This window comes from Stenotrophomonas sp. STK17_22 (assembly GCF_051983905.1).
Taxonomy (GTDB): Bacteria; Pseudomonadota; Gammaproteobacteria; order Xanthomonadales; family Xanthomonadaceae; genus Stenotrophomonas; species Stenotrophomonas maltophilia_A.
In genome coordinates this window covers 4,411,532-4,425,517 of sequence record NZ_CP197010.1, presented here as the reverse complement: position 1 = coordinate 4,425,517, position 13,986 = coordinate 4,411,532, and the positions used below count along the sequence as shown (strand labels likewise).

General features: G+C 66.2%; 13 protein-coding genes. 4 read left to right on the top strand and 9 right to left on the bottom strand.

What is annotated here, in order from left to right; translation table 11 throughout:
• Positions 1–35: 35 nt before the first annotated feature.
• Complete coding sequence (locus ACSYS9_RS20630) at positions 36–443, top strand: ExbD/TolR family protein (protein ID WP_071229521.1); 408 nt, start codon at positions 36–38, stop codon at positions 441–443.
• Positions 444–452: 9 nt separating this feature from the next.
• On the opposite strand, the gene ACSYS9_RS20625 is transcribed toward ACSYS9_RS20630, so the two are convergent.
• Positions 453–1,055 carry a hypothetical protein gene (locus ACSYS9_RS20625; RefSeq protein ID WP_143048259.1) on the bottom strand — a complete coding sequence of 201 codons (603 nt, stop codon included), beginning with the start codon at positions 1,053–1,055 and terminating at the stop codon, positions 453–455.
• Between the two features lie 102 nt (positions 1,056–1,157).
• Between ACSYS9_RS20625 and ACSYS9_RS20620 the strand changes: the two genes are divergently transcribed.
• Positions 1,158–4,019, top strand: coding sequence for a TonB-dependent receptor (locus ACSYS9_RS20620; RefSeq protein WP_032128961.1), 2,862 nt, complete (start codon positions 1,158–1,160; stop codon positions 4,017–4,019).
• 108 nt (positions 4,020–4,127) lie between these two features.
• Here ACSYS9_RS20620 and fhuE read toward each other — a convergent pair whose 3' ends face one another.
• The 3 genes from fhuE to ACSYS9_RS20605 form a co-directional block, all read right to left on the bottom strand.
• The gene (gene fhuE, locus ACSYS9_RS20615) at positions 4,128–6,272 is read right to left on the bottom strand and encodes a ferric-rhodotorulic acid/ferric-coprogen receptor FhuE (protein ID WP_071229522.1); all 2,145 of its coding nucleotides are present in this window, start codon (positions 6,270–6,272) and stop codon (positions 4,128–4,130) included.
• 172 nt (positions 6,273–6,444) lie between these two features.
• The gene (locus ACSYS9_RS20610) at positions 6,445–6,996 is read right to left on the bottom strand and encodes a M23 family metallopeptidase (RefSeq protein WP_071229523.1); all 552 of its coding nucleotides are present in this window, start codon (positions 6,994–6,996) and stop codon (positions 6,445–6,447) included.
• A gap of 77 nt (positions 6,997–7,073) precedes the next feature.
• Complete coding sequence (locus ACSYS9_RS20605) at positions 7,074–7,556, bottom strand: Lrp/AsnC family transcriptional regulator (RefSeq protein WP_071229525.1); 483 nt, start codon at positions 7,554–7,556, stop codon at positions 7,074–7,076.
• Between the two features lie 72 nt (positions 7,557–7,628).
• On the opposite strand from ACSYS9_RS20605, the gene ACSYS9_RS20600 reads away from it, so the two are divergent.
• Positions 7,629–8,504: an EamA family transporter gene (locus ACSYS9_RS20600; RefSeq protein WP_071229536.1), complete on the top strand. Its 876-nt coding sequence runs from the start codon at positions 7,629–7,631 to the stop codon at positions 8,502–8,504.
• 58 nt (positions 8,505–8,562) lie between these two features.
• On the opposite strand, the gene ACSYS9_RS20595 is transcribed toward ACSYS9_RS20600, so the two are convergent.
• The 4 genes from ACSYS9_RS20595 to ACSYS9_RS20580 all read right to left on the bottom strand — a co-directional run bounded on the left by ACSYS9_RS20595 (position 8,563) and on the right by ACSYS9_RS20580 (position 11,848).
• Positions 8,563–9,300, bottom strand: a complete 738-nt coding sequence (locus tag ACSYS9_RS20595; protein ID WP_005419292.1) for an endonuclease/exonuclease/phosphatase family protein — start codon at positions 9,298–9,300, stop codon at positions 8,563–8,565.
• 53 nt (positions 9,301–9,353) lie between these two features.
• Positions 9,354–10,184, bottom strand: a complete 831-nt coding sequence (locus ACSYS9_RS20590) for a thiol:disulfide interchange protein DsbA/DsbL (protein WP_071229526.1) — start codon at positions 10,182–10,184, stop codon at positions 9,354–9,356.
• Positions 10,185–10,290: 106 nt separating this feature from the next.
• Complete coding sequence (locus tag ACSYS9_RS20585; RefSeq protein ID WP_032128968.1) at positions 10,291–10,941, bottom strand: thiol:disulfide interchange protein DsbA/DsbL; 651 nt, start codon at positions 10,939–10,941, stop codon at positions 10,291–10,293.
• Positions 10,942–11,047: 106 nt separating this feature from the next.
• Positions 11,048–11,848 carry a c-type cytochrome gene (locus ACSYS9_RS20580; protein ID WP_032128969.1) on the bottom strand — a complete coding sequence of 267 codons (801 nt, stop codon included), beginning with the start codon at positions 11,846–11,848 and terminating at the stop codon, positions 11,048–11,050.
• 156 nt (positions 11,849–12,004) lie between these two features.
• On the opposite strand from ACSYS9_RS20580, the gene yihA reads away from it, so the two are divergent.
• Positions 12,005–12,607 carry a ribosome biogenesis GTP-binding protein YihA/YsxC gene (yihA, locus tag ACSYS9_RS20575; RefSeq protein ID WP_071229537.1) on the top strand — a complete coding sequence of 201 codons (603 nt, stop codon included), beginning with the start codon at positions 12,005–12,007 and terminating at the stop codon, positions 12,605–12,607.
• 73 nt (positions 12,608–12,680) lie between these two features.
• Here the strand turns inward: yihA and ACSYS9_RS20570 are convergent, their stop codons facing one another.
• Positions 12,681–13,652 carry an MBL fold metallo-hydrolase gene (locus tag ACSYS9_RS20570; RefSeq protein ID WP_071229527.1) on the bottom strand — a complete coding sequence of 324 codons (972 nt, stop codon included), beginning with the start codon at positions 13,650–13,652 and terminating at the stop codon, positions 12,681–12,683.
• Positions 13,653–13,986: the final 334 nt, after the last annotated feature.

The window sequence follows — 13,986 nt, the reverse complement described above, 5'->3', positions numbered from 1 at the left end:
GCTTGGGCGATCGGCCCGGCTGCAGGGAGCGGCACATGGCGTTCAGTAGCGCAGGAAGAAGCGGCCCGCTGGCGGACATCAATGTCACGCCACTGGTGGATGTGATGCTGGTGCTGTTGATCATCTTCATCGTGACCGCGCCGATCGTGGCCCGGCCGATAGCCGTGCAGTTGCCACAGGCCACCGATCGCGTGGTCGACCGTCCCGAACCGCCACCGCCGATCGAGCTGCGCCTGGACGCTGCCAACCAGCTCAGCTGGAATGGTCAGCCGATGGTGATCAGTGAGCTGCAGGCGCGCCTGCAGGCACAGGCGGGCGAACATGCCGGCAACCTGCCGGAGCTGCGTATCGCCACCGATCCGGCGGCCGAATACGAAGGCATGGCGAGGATTCTGGCCGCAGCCGAGGCGACCGGCATGGAGCGCATTGCGTTCGTGCGGTAGTGCGATGTCTCACTGCCGCTCATGCGGTGATTGCCGCATGGGCGGCGCTTCCCCTGCTGACAGCGTCGCATCCAGGATCCGCAGAAAGGCCATTTCAATCTGCGCTGGAACCGGGGTTGGATGTGCTCGCCACCTTCCGGTCCCAGGGGCACGTTCAACGTCGAAAGCAGTCAACTCGGCTCTCTCGAAATCCACCACAACCGTCAATCCCTCTCCCGAGGCCAAGGCCGCATCGCTGGGAGAGGGGCAGTTGTTGCACTCGATCACGCCGCCTGCTCTCGATTCGCCCGCCAGGGAAAAAAGCAGCGTCATCACCGTCGTGACACCCAGCACCGCACTCACCGCTTTCATGATCGACCCTCCCGCGAATGGCTGGAGGTGCGAGTCTGCGCTGGATCGACTAGCGGCGCCTTCTGAAAGAGGGAATTTCAAACTATTCCTGAAACGGTCCGGCAAAGACCTTTTCCATGAATGTGGCAGCCCCCGGCGCGCGCTGTCGCAGCCGGCATCAAGGCTGCCTGTCGTGAACAATATCGTCCGGTCATAACCTGCAGCTATCTGACGCAATCGGCCTGCAATTGCGTCAATTTCGCGTGAAAGAGTGTCGATCATCACGCCGCGATTTTTACCACTTGTTTACAAAGGAGACGGCGCCGCCATGCAGGGAGGGAGTGCGGCAGCCCATGTCCCGACATTCCTTTGGAGAGAGAGCGAATGAATCACCTGCACCACCGCCCTTTGGCGGTTGCCGTCGCGCTGTGCGTGATGACCCTGGCACCGTTGGGTGCCGCTGCACAATCCACCACCAACCTCGATGCGGTGGAAGTCACCGGTACCCGCATCAAGCGCGCTGAAGTCGAAGGCCAGGTGCCGATCCAGACGCTGACCCGCGGTGATATTGAACGCACCGGCCTGACCTCGATCGGCGAAGTGCTGCAGCAGCTCACCGGTTCCGGTTCCGCGCTCAATGCCAAGTTCAATTCGTCCGGCAACTTCGGCTTCCCGCCCGATGGCAGTGGTGTAGGTGCTGGCTCGGCGCAGGTGGACCTGCGCCATCTGGGCGCCAAGCGCGTGCTGGTGCTGGTTGACGGCATCCGCTGGGTCAATGAGTCGTCCGCCTCCGGTGTGGGCTCGGCCACCGACCTCAACACCATTCCGCTGGCCATCGTCGAGCGCATCGAAGTGCTGGAAGATGGCGCGTCGTCGCTGTACGGCTCCGATGCCATTGCCGGCGTGGTCAACATCATCACCCGTCGTGATTTCGATGGCGGCCAAGTGACCCTGAACTACGGCGAGTACAGCAAGGGCGATGGCACGCAGAAGGGCGTGGACCTGGCCTGGGGCAAGAGCGGTGACCGCTTCAGCCTGTTCCTCGGCGCCAGCTGGACCAAGCAGGATCCGGTGTTCGCCAAGGACCGCGAGCAGTCGCGCTTCCCGATTCCCGGCACCGGCCTGGCCTTCGGCAGCGGTGGCATTCCGCAGGGCCGTTTCATGTTCACCGACCCGAACACCGGTGCGGTGCAGAACATCGTGCCCAATACCGGCGTGAGCAACCCGCGCTACGACGGCAGTGCCGGCTGCGCGCGCACCGATGACTATCACTGCTTCACCAGTGCTGATCGCTTCAACTTCGCCGAATACAACATGGTGCTGACACCGTCGGAGCGTAAGGGCCTGTTCGGTCAGTTCCGCTTCGACATCACCGACAACGTGCAGTGGTACGTCAAGGCACTGGGCAACCGCCGTGAGTCGACCAACCAGGCCGGCCCGGAGCCGCTGTTCTTCGGTCCCGATGGCGCCACCGGCAATCCGCTGGCCGACAACATCACCGTGTCTGCGCTCAACCCGTACAACCCGTTCGGCTTCGACCTGGTCTCGGGTGACAACCTGAGCCTGATCGGTCGCCGTCCAGTAGAAGGCGGCGCGCGCGTGTTCAAGCAGGAAGTGGACACCACGTATTTCGCCACCGGCTTCGTCGGCAACTTCCAGGCGGCTGACCGCAGCTGGTACTGGGACGTCAACGGCATGTACAGCAAGAACAAGGCCGAACAGACCAACTACGGCAGCTACAACATCTACAACGTCAACATGGCGCTGGGCGATCCGTCCGTCTGTGCGGCGACGCCGGGCTGCGTGCCGCTGAACATCTTCGGCGGTGCCGGTTCGATCACTCCGGACATGCTGAAGTGGATCCAGCCGGTGGTGCGTGACCGCAGCCAGAACGAGCTGAGCCTGTTCACCGCCAACCTGTCCAGCGACCTGTTCACGCTGCCGGCCGGCCCGGTGTCGTTCGCTACCGGCTTCGAGTATCGCAAGTACGAGGGTTCGTACCAGCCCGATCCGCTGACGGTGGCGGGCCACTACAACGGCGTGCCTTCGCAGCCGACGTCCGGCTCGTATGACGTCAACGAGGCCTATCTGGAGTTGAGCGTGCCGATCTTCGCCGACTCTTCATTCGGCAAGAAGCTGGACCTGAGCCTGGCCGGCCGCTATTCGGACTACTCCACCTTCGGTGGCGAGTTCACGCCCAAGTACGGCCTGCGTTGGCAGGTGACCGACGATTTCGTGCTGCGCACGACCTATGCCGAGGGCTTCCGTGCACCGTCGATCGGTGAGTTGTACGGTTCGGCCGCGCGTGCCGACCTGCAGTTGTTCGATCCATGCTCGGTGGGCCTGGGCGGTACGCCGCCGCGCGGCAGCGCCGCCAACTGTGCCGCGCTGGGCGTGCCGGCCGGCTTCCAGCAGGCCAACTCGCAGATCTCGGTGACCACCGGCGGCAACCGCGAGCTGGATCCGGAGCGCTCGCGCAGTTTCAGTGCCGGTTTCGTGTGGAGCCCGTGGTTTGGCAACAACACCTCGTGGTCCGAGCGCTTCGACGTGGAGGTGACCTTCTATCGCCATGCCATCGATGGCGCGATCCAGGCAATCAACGCGCAGACCCAGCTGGACCTGTGCGTGGAAACGCTGGATCCGATCTACTGCGATGGCATCACCCGCGCCAATACCGGTGCAGTGAGCAGCTTCAACAACCGCCTGACCAATCTCGGCTCGATCAAGACCGATGGCTGGGACGTGGATCTGTTCTGGACGTTGCCGCAGAGCTCGATCGGCCAGTTCAAGCTGGGCTGGAAGAACACGTTCGTCGGCCGCTACGAGGCCACCGGTGCGGCGGGCCAGAAGCAGCCGCAGAAGCCGGGCGTGGAAGTGGCCGACAGCTCGATTCCGGAATGGACCAGCAATGCCAGCATCGGCTGGACGCTGGACCGCTGGAGTGCCAACTGGACCGTTCGGCATATCTCCGAATTGACCGAGAACTGCGGTGACGCCTCTGTATTCCCGGTCTGCAGCAACCAGGCCGCAGGCACCAATACGCTGTCGGCCACCACCTTCCATGACATGCAGGTGGGCTACAAGATCGACTGGATGAAGGGGCTGCAGCTGACCGCTGGCCTGAACAACGTGTTCGACAAGGATCCGCCGATCTGCCTGTCGTGCTCGTTGAACGGTTACGACGCTTCGACCTACGACATCCCGCGTGGCCGCTACTGGTACCTGCGCGCGGACCTGCGTTTCTGATGAAGGGACGGCGCCGGGCTCAGCCCGGCGCCGTTGTGGTGTCGAGCCGTGCTCGACTACCCCGTGTGATCGAGTCGAGCATGGCTCGACGCTACAAGGCCGGTTGGATCAGAACGCCCAGGTGAACGTCAGCGAGCCATTGCGGCCGTCGCCGTAGGCACCGTAACCGGTGATCTGCGAGTAGTACTTCTTGTCCAGCAGGTTGTTGAGGTTGGCCTGCACGCTGAACTCCGGCGAGATGCGGTAGCGCACGAAGGCACTGACCAGCGCGTAGCCTTCCTGTTCGAAACGGCCCACTACCGGCGCAGCGTAGTAGATGCGGTTCTGCCAGTTGGCACCGCCGCCGACGGTCAGTTCCTGCAGCGATTGCGGGGTGTAGCTGGTGAACAGCTTCAGCGCGGTCTGCGGCAGGTTGGTGTTGATGTCGGCGCCGTTGATGTCCTTGGCCACGTAACGTGAAGCACCGAAGGTCGCGTTCCAGCCCGGTGCCAGTTCGCCATTCACTTCGAACTCGAAGCCACGGCTGACGGTGCCACGTGCAGCGATGTAGGCGGTTTCGTTCAACTGCCCGTCGACCTTGTCCATGGTTGCCTGGCCAACGTTGTCCTGCTCGATGCGGAACACTGCCACGGATGCATTCAGCCGGTTGTCGAACCACGCGCCCTTGACGCCGACTTCGTAGCTCTTGCCATCGACCGGATCGAGGTAGCTGCCCTGCTTGTTGCGCAGCGTCTGCGGCTGGAAGATCTCGGTATAGCTGGCGTAAGCGGAGTAGGTATCGTTGATGTCGTAGACCAGGCCGGCATACGGCGTGGTCACTTTGTGCGAGCGGTCGTTGCCTTCGTCTTCGCTCTTCCAGTCGGTGTAGCGCGCACCGATGATCAGCTTCAGCGGATCGGCCAGCGACAGGCGTGCGGCGGCATAGCCGGCCTTCTGTGTGATGGTGCCCTGGCTGGCAAGCTTCAGCGGTCGCCAGTTCGGCTGCGGGAAATCACCGGTCCAGCCGAAGTAGCTGGCCAGCGGCAGGTACTGTGCATTCGGATCGTTGAAGTCAGGCTGGAAATCACCATAGTTGGCGAACTCACGCTTGTTGTAGCTCAGGCCGGCCATGAACTGGTGCTCGCGGCCGAACAGCTGGAACGGCCCATCGATGTAGCCATCGATGCCATCAACCTTGCGCTCGGTATTGTAGAAGCCGGCCATCGGCGTGATGCCGGCGCCCGTGGTCTTGTTGAACGCGGTGTAGGCCGGATAGAACAGCTTGTCGTCGGCCTTGGTGCGGTCGTGGGTGGCGCCGATCTTGAACTTCCAGCCGTTGCTGAAGGCATGCTGCAGGGTGGCGAACGCACGCTTGCTGGTGGTGTCCCAGTAGGTCCAGTCCGGCGACGGATTGAACGAGGTCGGATAGTTGGTCGGGCTGCCATCGGCGTACCACATCGGGAAGCCGCCCCAGGTCGCGCCGTTGGCGCGCTTCTGCTGGTAGTCGTAGCCCACGCTGAGCTGCGTGTCCGGGGTCAGGTCGGCGTCGATGACGGCATAACCCAGCGTCTTGCGCTGGTTGTAGCGGTCCATCTGACCATCGGTGTCCAGGTAGCTGCCGATCACCCGGCCGCGCACCGTGCCACTGGCGTTCAGCGCGGTGCCCACGTCCACGGTGGTGCGTGTGCGGCCCCAACTGCCGACGTTCACCGAGACGCTGCCGGTCAGTTCTGCGCTGTCGGCGTGTTTGCGGATGAGGTTCACCGAGGCGGACGGATTGCCGGCACCGCTGAGCAGGCCGGTAGCGCCGCGTACCACTTCCACGCGGTCGTACAGCGCAAGATCGAGGCCGGAATCGCCGTAGCTCCAGTTCTGCACCATCTGCGTCGGCAGGCCATCGAACTGGTAGGCATCGATGTAGAAGCCACGCGCGTAGAACTCGGTGCGCTCGCTGTCGGACTGGGTGCTGGTCACGCCGGTGGTGTTGGCCAGCACGTCGATGATGTCGTCCAGCTTCTGATCTTCGATGCGCTGGTGGCTGATGATGCTGACCGACTGCGGGATCTCGCGCGGTGCCAGATCGAAGCGGGTACCGGCCGAGGTGCGGCGCACCGAATAGCCTTCGGCACGTTCGCCCTTGACCACCACCTTGTCCAGCGTGGTCGGATCGGCGGCGGTGTCGGCGAAGGCGGCCGGGGCCACGGCGCAGAGAACGGCAAGCACGGCAACGGACAGCCGCTGCGGCTGCAGGGTACGGAAGGCGGGACGGGTCATGGGGGTCCTGGACGAGCACGCGCGTTCGGCCGGCATCCAGGAGGCGAGGCGCTACGGGTAGGGGAAGGGCGGGCAGGCCGTCCTGGCACCACCGGAAACGAAAGAAATGGTAATACGAACTATTCCTATTTACAAATCATGAACGGTTCGGTGCGCGGGTGCGCCGTGGCGATCAGCGCAGCAACGGCAACGGGTTGCGGGGGCCGTTCGTGCCGTAGATGCCCCAGTGCAGATGCGGCGGCGTGCCCTTGGCATTGCCGCTGTCGCCCACGTGGCCGAGCAGGTCACCGGCCTGCACCACCTGGCCGCGCGCCAGGCCCTCGGCCCAGCCTTCCAGATGCGCGTAGTAGTAGCGTTCCCGCCCGGGCCCGATCACCCAGACCTGGCGACCACCGAGGCCGCGTTCGCTGACATCCGCGATGACGCCGGCAGTGACGCTGCGCACCGGCGTGCCGCGCTGGGCGAAGATATCGATGCCGGCGTGGGAGCGGTCGCGGCCGCGCGGCGCGCCGAAGGTATCGGCGATCTGGCGGGGGCGCACACCCTCCACCGGCACCGGGAGTTCGGTGGCCGGCGGCATCTGCGCGAGTGTCCACAGCATCTTTGGTGCGGCGGCCCAGGGACTGTTCCACAGCGCCATCGCGGCAACGACGGCAATGGCCAGCCACAGACCGCGCAGCAGCCAGCGGCGCAGGCGACCGGCAGGAGAGGACGGAGTGCTCATGGTCTCCGACTGTAGCGTCGAGCCATGCTCGACGGCTGTTGCTTTGCGGTAAAAACGCAGTCGAGCATGGCTCGACGCTACAGAACCGGTGCCAGCGGGACCTCGAAACTCCGCTTCAAGGTGCCCAGTGCCACCGAGGTACGGAAGCGCTCGATGTTGTCATCGCCACCGAACAAGCGCTCGGTGATCGCCTCGTACTCCTCCATCGACGCCGCCGAAAGCAGCAGCAGGAAATCGCCATCGCCGGTGATCGAGTAGCACTGCTGCACGGCCGGGTCGTCCTGCACGCGACGCTTGAACGGCGCCACGCGTTCGCGCTGCTCGCTGACCACGCGCACCTCGACGATGATGGTCAGCGGTCGTCCGACCTTCGCCGCAGCGACCACGGCCACATTGGCCGCGATCACACCGCTGTCCTGCAGGCGCTTGATCCGGCGCTGCACGGCCGGGGTGGACAGGTGCACGGCCTCGGCGATTTTGCGCTGCGGCAGGGTGTTGTCCCGCTGCAGCAGGTCGAGGATGGCGCGGTCGAAGCTGTCGAGCACGGGGGCGGTGGCCATGGCGAGCAGAAGTTGCACGAACGGGCCGTCAATTGAGCCAAGTGCTCGGCACCGGCGCAATAGACTTTGCGCATGCAGACTTCACGATTCGCGCCGATGTTGCCGGCGCTGGCGGTGCTCGGCTCGGTCACCTCGCTGGCCATCGGCACCTCCTACGCAAAACACCTGTTCCCGCTGATCGGTGCCCAGGGCACCAGCGCGCTGCGCGTGGGCTTTTCGGCGCTGTTGCTGCTGCTGTTCTGGCGGCCATGGCGCTGGAAGACCAGCCGCGTGGATGCGATCACCATCCTGCGCTACGGGCTCACCCTGGGCCTGATGAACCTGCTGTTCTACATGGCCCTGCGCACGATTCCCTTCGGTATCGCGGTGGCCATCGAGTTCACCGGGCCGCTGACGGTGGCGATGCTGTCATCACGACGACCGATCGACTTCCTGTGGGTGGGCTGCGCGGCGGTGGGGCTGCTGTTGCTGTTGCCGATCGGTGGCGGCCCGGCGCTGGATCCGGCCGGCGTGCTGTATGCCATGGGTGCGGCGGCGTGCTGGGGCCTGTACATCGTGTTCGGCAAGCGTGCCGGCCATCTGCACGCCGGGCATTCGGTGTCGCTGGGGCTGCTGGCGGCATCGCTGGTGGTGGTGCCGGTGGGCGTGGTGCATGCCGGCACCGCACTGCTCGATCCGAAGATCCTGGCGGCGGGCCTGCTGGTGGCGCTGGTGTCCAGCGCGATTCCGATGTCGCTGGAGATGATGGCGCTCAAGCGCTTGCCCAAGGAGACCTTCGGCATCCTGATCAGCATGGAGCCGGCAGTGGCCGCGCTGTGGGCGATGCTGCTGCTGCACGAGCACCTGCATGGATTGCAGTGGCTGGCGATCGGCTGCACGGTGCTGGCCTCGGTGGGCAGCACGATGACCGCGCGGCGGCTGAAGGTGCCGGTGGTGCAGGCGGGGTAGCGCCGGGCCATGCCCGGCGGAGAGCGTGCCAACCAAGGTTGGCACCCACCAGGAGCGGTCAGCGCAGGGCGTCGGCCGGGACGTCGATCTGCATCGCCAGGGCGAGGTGATCGGAGAACGCGGCCGGTACGGCTTCCACGGTGCGGGTCTGCAGGCCGCTGCTGACCAGGATGTGGTCGATGGCGCGATCGGGGCGCCAACTGGGGAAGGTCGGCACGATGCAGCCGGGGGGCTGCAGCCGGGTCTTCTGGTACAGCACCTGCATTTCCGGGCGTTCGGCCAGGCAGTTGAAGTCGCCCATCAGCACCGCATTGGGATGGTCGGACAGCAGCTCGGCGATGAAGCCCAGCTGCGACATCCGCGAACCCGCGCCCAGCGACAGATGGGCTACCGCTACCGCCAGGCCATCGGCGCCGTCGCCGAACTTGGCCAGCAGCACGCCGCGCCCGCCGATGCGGCCGGGCAGGGCGTGATCCTGCACTTCCACCGGTTCCAGCTTGCTCAGCAGGCCGTTGGCGCTGGAGGCGACCCCGCCCATGCGCCGGTTCGGCTGGTGGCTCCAGTAGTTGAAGCCGGCACGCTGGGCCAGGTAGTGGGTCTGGTTGGTGAAGCCCGAGCGCAGGCTGCCCGGGTCGGCCTCCTGCAGGCCGACGATGTCATGTTCGCGCGCCAGGGTGGCGATCGCGTCCAGGCTGCTGCGCTTGCGGCCCGCCGGCAGCGCATGTGACCAGCTGCGGGTCACATAGTCGCTGTAGCGGCGGGTACTTGAGCCGGCCTGGATGTTGGCCGTCAGCAAGCGCAGGGTCCGTGTACGGGGGGAATTCACGGCCGGGAAACGCTTCTCTTGGATCAGTGAGCCTGGGCCGCACCGCGTTCGCGGGCGATCAGGTGGTCGGCAATGCGCAGCATGTCCGGGAAGCTCTTGCCCTTCACCAGGTACTTGCCGTTGACGATGATCGACGGGGTGCCGCTGATCTGGCTGCGCTGGGCGAACTGCTTGGCCGAGTTGGTCTTGGCATTCACCGCGAAGCTGCCCATGGTGGCGGCGAACTGCTTCGGATCCACGCCGTAGGCACCGTAGAACTTGGCGATGTCGTCAACCGAATCGGTGCCGCGCTCGCCCTTCAGGGTCTTCTGCGAATGGATGGCAGCGTACAGGGCTTCGTGGGTCTTCTCCTGCACGCCCAGGGTCTGCGCGGCGTAGAAGGCACGGGCGTAGTTGTCCCAGGTACCGCCGAACATGGCCGGCACGTAGACGAAGTTCACGTCGCTCGGCAGGCCGGCCTTCCACGGGCCGACCAGCGGCTGGAACGCGGCGCAGGCCGGGCAGACATAGCCGAAGATCTCGGTCACTTCGATCTTGCCGGCGGCCGGCTGGAACGGCTGGCCGTTCGGGATCACCTGGTAGTCGGCGCCTTCCACCGGGGCCGGGCCGGTCAGTGCGGTGGTGGTCGGGGCCGGTGCAGCGGCCGGTGCGGCTTCAGCCGCGTCCTTCTCGCCTTCGGCAGCGGCCGGGGCGGCGCCTTCGGTACCCGCGGCCGGAGCGGCCGGTTCGGTGGTCGCCGGAGCTGCAGCCGGTTCGGCCGGGGCCGCGGTGGTGTTGGTGCTGCCGTCGTCGGCCTTGCAGGCCGCCAGGATCGGCAGCAGCGCTGCGAGGGCGAGGGCGTAACGGGTCTTCATGGAAACGTCTCCAGCATCTGGAAAGGTGGGGCCGGCGTCATGCGCCGGCCAGGGGGAAATGATGACACGCGGCGGCGAAAGCGCCGTGTCGGTGGTGGGTGTTGGTTCAGCGGCCGCGGGCGGCGCGGGCCTGGGCGATCAGCGCCGAGGCGATGCGCAGCTGGTCGTCGAAGCTGTCGCCACGGACCAGGTACTGGCCGTTGATGATCAGCGCCGGGGTCCCGGGGATCTTGGTGCGCTGGGCGAACGCGCGGGCGGCATCGACCTTCTTCTGTACGGCATCGCCGCGCAGGGCCTGCAGGTAACGGTCCGGGGTCACGCCGTAGGCCTTGTAGAAGGTGGCGAGCTCATCGGCCGAGACGTTCTGCATCGGCAGCGAGCCGTCCTGGTGCAGGGCCTTGAACACGGCGGCATGGCTGCGCTTGGCCACGCCGACTTCGTCGGCGGCGTAGTAGGCCAGTGCCCAGGCATCCCAGGCGCCGCCGAAGGCTGCCGGTACCGGAGTGAAGCGCACATCGGCCGGCAGCTTGGCTGCCCAGGCTTCCAGCTGCGGTTCGAAACGGGCGCAGTGCGGGCAGGTGTAGCCGAAGACCTCGACCACCTCGATCTTGCCGGCCAGCGGCTGGAACGGGCCCGGCTGGGCGATGCGCTCGTAGTCCTTGCCTTCGACCAGCGGGGCATTGGCGGGGGTGGCGGCGCAGGCTACCAGCGGCAGCAGCACCAGCACAGACAACAGCAGGCGGGAAATCAACCTCATCGACACGCATCTCCGTTGAAAAAAGCAACGCCGGCGCGGTCGCCGGCGTGAAGGAAACATACCGCAGCCGCGGGCCGGCGTGGCGACCCGGGCCGACCAGTGGTGGTCAGGGGGCGGCAGCCGGTTGTGCCGGCGCGGTGGCAACGGCCACGTCGTCGGCCTTGTTGTGCAGGCCCTGCAGGTAGCTCGACAGCGCCTGCACCTCCTGCTCGCTCAGCTTCTGCGCAACCGCAGCCATGATCTGGAAGTGCGCCTTGTCGGTCTCGTTGGTCTGGCCGGCCTGGTATTCCTGCAGGCGGCGCGCGACATAGCTGGCATGCTGGCCACCGATGTGCGGATAGGCCGGCCCCGGATTACCGGCGCCACTGGGGCCGTGGCAGGCCATGCAGGCCGGCAGGCCACGCTTGGCATCGCCGCCACGGTACAGCTGCTGGCCGATCTCGTAGAACTTCATGCCCTTGTAGGGGCCGTCGGTGACCGCCGTGTCATCGGCGATGCCGGCAGTGGCCTTCTGCGTGGCGAAGAACGCGCCGATGTCGCGCATGTCCTGCGGGGTGAGGTTCTGCACGAACGGCACCATCGCCACCGCCGCGCCGGAGCTGCGCTGCCCGTTGGCGATCAGGGCCATCTGCTGGGCGACGTAGCGTTCGCTCTGGCCGGCGATGGACGGGTACATCTCCACCGTGGAATTGCCGTCGGCGCCATGGCAGGCCGCGCAGGCCGAGGCCTTGGTCTGGCCGGCCTTGGCATCGCCCCAGTGGGTCTTGCTGAAATCGACCTCCAGCGAGGCGGTGTTGATCGGCCCGTTGTCGGGCAGCGGGGTCAACGTGGTCTGCGCGAACGCAGCAGCGGCAACAACTACGGCAGTGGCAAGGGCGGATACGGCAAGAACGCGAGCGTGGCGCATGCTAAAGCTCCGTATGGACCGGGCCGGGCGGTGGCCGCCGGCATCGCCCGGATTATCAACGCCGTTTCCGCGCACGGTCAACGCAGCAGTGCAGCATTTTCCCGGCAGAGGGCCCTGGGCCGGGCGCGCGGTGCCGCAACATGCGATCCTATGCACATGTCATTGCTCATCGAACGCGCTCAATACCACCTCTCTGCCCACAACATGGGGCAGCTGCCGCCCGATGAGGGGGCCGAAGTGGCCTTTGCGGGCCGCTCCAACGCCGGCAAGTCCAGTGCCCTCAACGCATTGACCCGGCAGAACAGCCTGGCCCGTGTCTCCAAGACCCCCGGCCGCACCCAGCAGCTGGTGTTCTTCCAGGTGACCCCGGAAGCCCATCTGGTCGATCTGCCCGGTTACGGTTACGCCAAGGTGCCGCTGGACCTGCAGGCGCACTGGCAGGCCTTCATCGACCGCTACTTCCGCACCCGCAATGCGCTGAGGGGCCTGGTGGTGGTGATGGATATCCGCCACCCGCTGAAGGACTACGACCGGCAGATGCTGGCCTATGCCGTGCAGCGTGGCCTGCCGGCGCATGCGTTGCTGACCAAGGCCGACAAGCTGAGCCGCAGCCAACAGATGCAGACCCTGCAGAAGGTGCGCAAGGAACTGCACTCCTCCTTCGGTGATACGGTCAGCGTGCAGGTGTTCTCCGGCGCGGCCCGCACCGGTGTGGACGAAGCCCGCGGCGTGATCGGCGGCTGGCTGGGGTTGGAGTAAGCGCTCCCCCGTCGCCCGGCTGGCAGCCGGGCGCTACCGGATCGGGTGGGTGCCGACCTTGGTCGGCACACCCTCACAACGGCGAATACTCCGCCGGCACCCACGCATAGGCCTTGCCCTCGCCACGCACATGGCCCAGACCGGGGAACGGCAGGTGCGCACCGGCCACCAACCAACCGTTGGCGGTGGCCTGCTGCAGCAGGCCGCGACGGCTGGCGATGGCCGCCTTGCGGTCCGAATCGGCCTCGAAGGCCGCCTCCGGGTGCGCGAACTGCACTGCGTGGAAGTGCAGCACATCGCCCCACACCAGCAGTGACTGGCCCTGGCTGTCGAACCGGTAGGAGACATGGCCGGGCGTATGGCCATGGGTGTCCATCGCCACCGCGCCACCGGGCAGGGCATCGCCGGGGTTGAAGGTACGCAGGTGGCCGCTGGCCTGGTAGGGCGCTACCGCGTTGCGCGCCAGCGGGAAGGCAAAACGCACGCCCTGCGGCGCGGTGGCCTCGCTGGCCGGGTTGAGCCAGTAATCGGCATCGGCCTTGGACAGCCACACCGTGGCATTCGGGTAGGCCGGCTTGCCCTGCGCGTCGAGCACGCCGCACAGATGGTCCGGATGGGCGTGGGTCAGCAGCACCTCATCCACCTCGGCCGGGTCCACGCCGGAGGCGCGCAGGTTGCCCAGCACCTGGCCCAGGCCGGGGCCGAAGCACTGCGCGGTACCGGTATCGACCAGGGTCAGGTGGTTGCCCTGGCGCACCAGGAAAGCATTGATCGCGGTCTGCAGGCCCTTCTTGTCTTCGGGCACGTAACGGCCTTCCAGCAGGCGGCTGACCAGCGTCGGCGGCACGTCCACGACTTCCTGCCGGCCCAGCGCGACCACGCCATCGAACAGAGCGGTGACCTGCAGCGCACCGACGCGCTGGTGATAGACGCCGGGCACCTGCTGGGTGGGAGCGGGCGAGGTGGCTTCGGCCAGTGCGCACAGCGGCAGGGACGACAGGGCCAGCAGCAGGGCGCCGTGCAGCGGCAGGGGACGCAGGGACATGGTGGTTCTCGGTGGACGATGGGTGGTTCCGTTGCCGTATAGCGTGCCGTGGCCGACGTGTGTGCGGCGCTCAAACCACTACGCGGAATGCTCAGGGAAGGGGTGTTGTCTGCAGGGCTGCGCCCTGCACCCGCAGAGGCAACGGCCGCAGCCAAAGCAACGTCAAAAACTGGTTTCCTGTGGGATGGCGGGGTGGGTCCGGTTGCGGGGGACGCTGCAAGTACATCCATGTAAGCTCGGTCGCCGCTTGCTCGTGTGCGCTGTCCTGCGCACACGGCAAGACCGGGGTTGGGCGTCCTACCCAACCCGCCCGAGGCATGCCTCGGGCCCATGC

What these genes read in the sequence shown, in the direction of transcription:
- ACSYS9_RS20630 (WP_071229521.1), top strand. Translation starts at nt 36, where the DNA reads ATGGCGTTCAGTAGCGCAGGAAGAAGCGGCCCGCTGGCGGACATCAAT.
- ACSYS9_RS20625 (WP_143048259.1), bottom strand. Translation starts at nt 1,055, where the DNA reads ATGATCGACACTCTTTCACGCGAAATTGACGCAATTGCAGGCCGATTG.
- ACSYS9_RS20620 (WP_032128961.1), top strand. Translation starts at nt 1,158, where the DNA reads ATGAATCACCTGCACCACCGCCCTTTGGCGGTTGCCGTCGCGCTGTGC.
- fhuE (WP_071229522.1), bottom strand. Translation starts at nt 6,272, where the DNA reads ATGACCCGTCCCGCCTTCCGTACCCTGCAGCCGCAGCGGCTGTCCGTT.
- ACSYS9_RS20610 (WP_071229523.1), bottom strand. Translation starts at nt 6,996, where the DNA reads ATGAGCACTCCGTCCTCTCCTGCCGGTCGCCTGCGCCGCTGGCTGCTG.
- ACSYS9_RS20605 (WP_071229525.1), bottom strand. Translation starts at nt 7,556, where the DNA reads ATGGCCACCGCCCCCGTGCTCGACAGCTTCGACCGCGCCATCCTCGAC.
- ACSYS9_RS20600 (WP_071229536.1), top strand. Translation starts at nt 7,629, where the DNA reads ATGCAGACTTCACGATTCGCGCCGATGTTGCCGGCGCTGGCGGTGCTC.
- ACSYS9_RS20590 (WP_071229526.1), bottom strand. Translation starts at nt 10,184, where the DNA reads ATGAAGACCCGTTACGCCCTCGCCCTCGCAGCGCTGCTGCCGATCCTG.
- ACSYS9_RS20585 (WP_032128968.1), bottom strand. Translation starts at nt 10,941, where the DNA reads ATGAGGTTGATTTCCCGCCTGCTGTTGTCTGTGCTGGTGCTGCTGCCG.
- ACSYS9_RS20580 (WP_032128969.1), bottom strand. Translation starts at nt 11,848, where the DNA reads ATGCGCCACGCTCGCGTTCTTGCCGTATCCGCCCTTGCCACTGCCGTA.
- yihA (WP_071229537.1), top strand. Translation starts at nt 12,005, where the DNA reads ATGTCATTGCTCATCGAACGCGCTCAATACCACCTCTCTGCCCACAAC.
- ACSYS9_RS20570 (WP_071229527.1), bottom strand. Translation starts at nt 13,652, where the DNA reads ATGTCCCTGCGTCCCCTGCCGCTGCACGGCGCCCTGCTGCTGGCCCTG.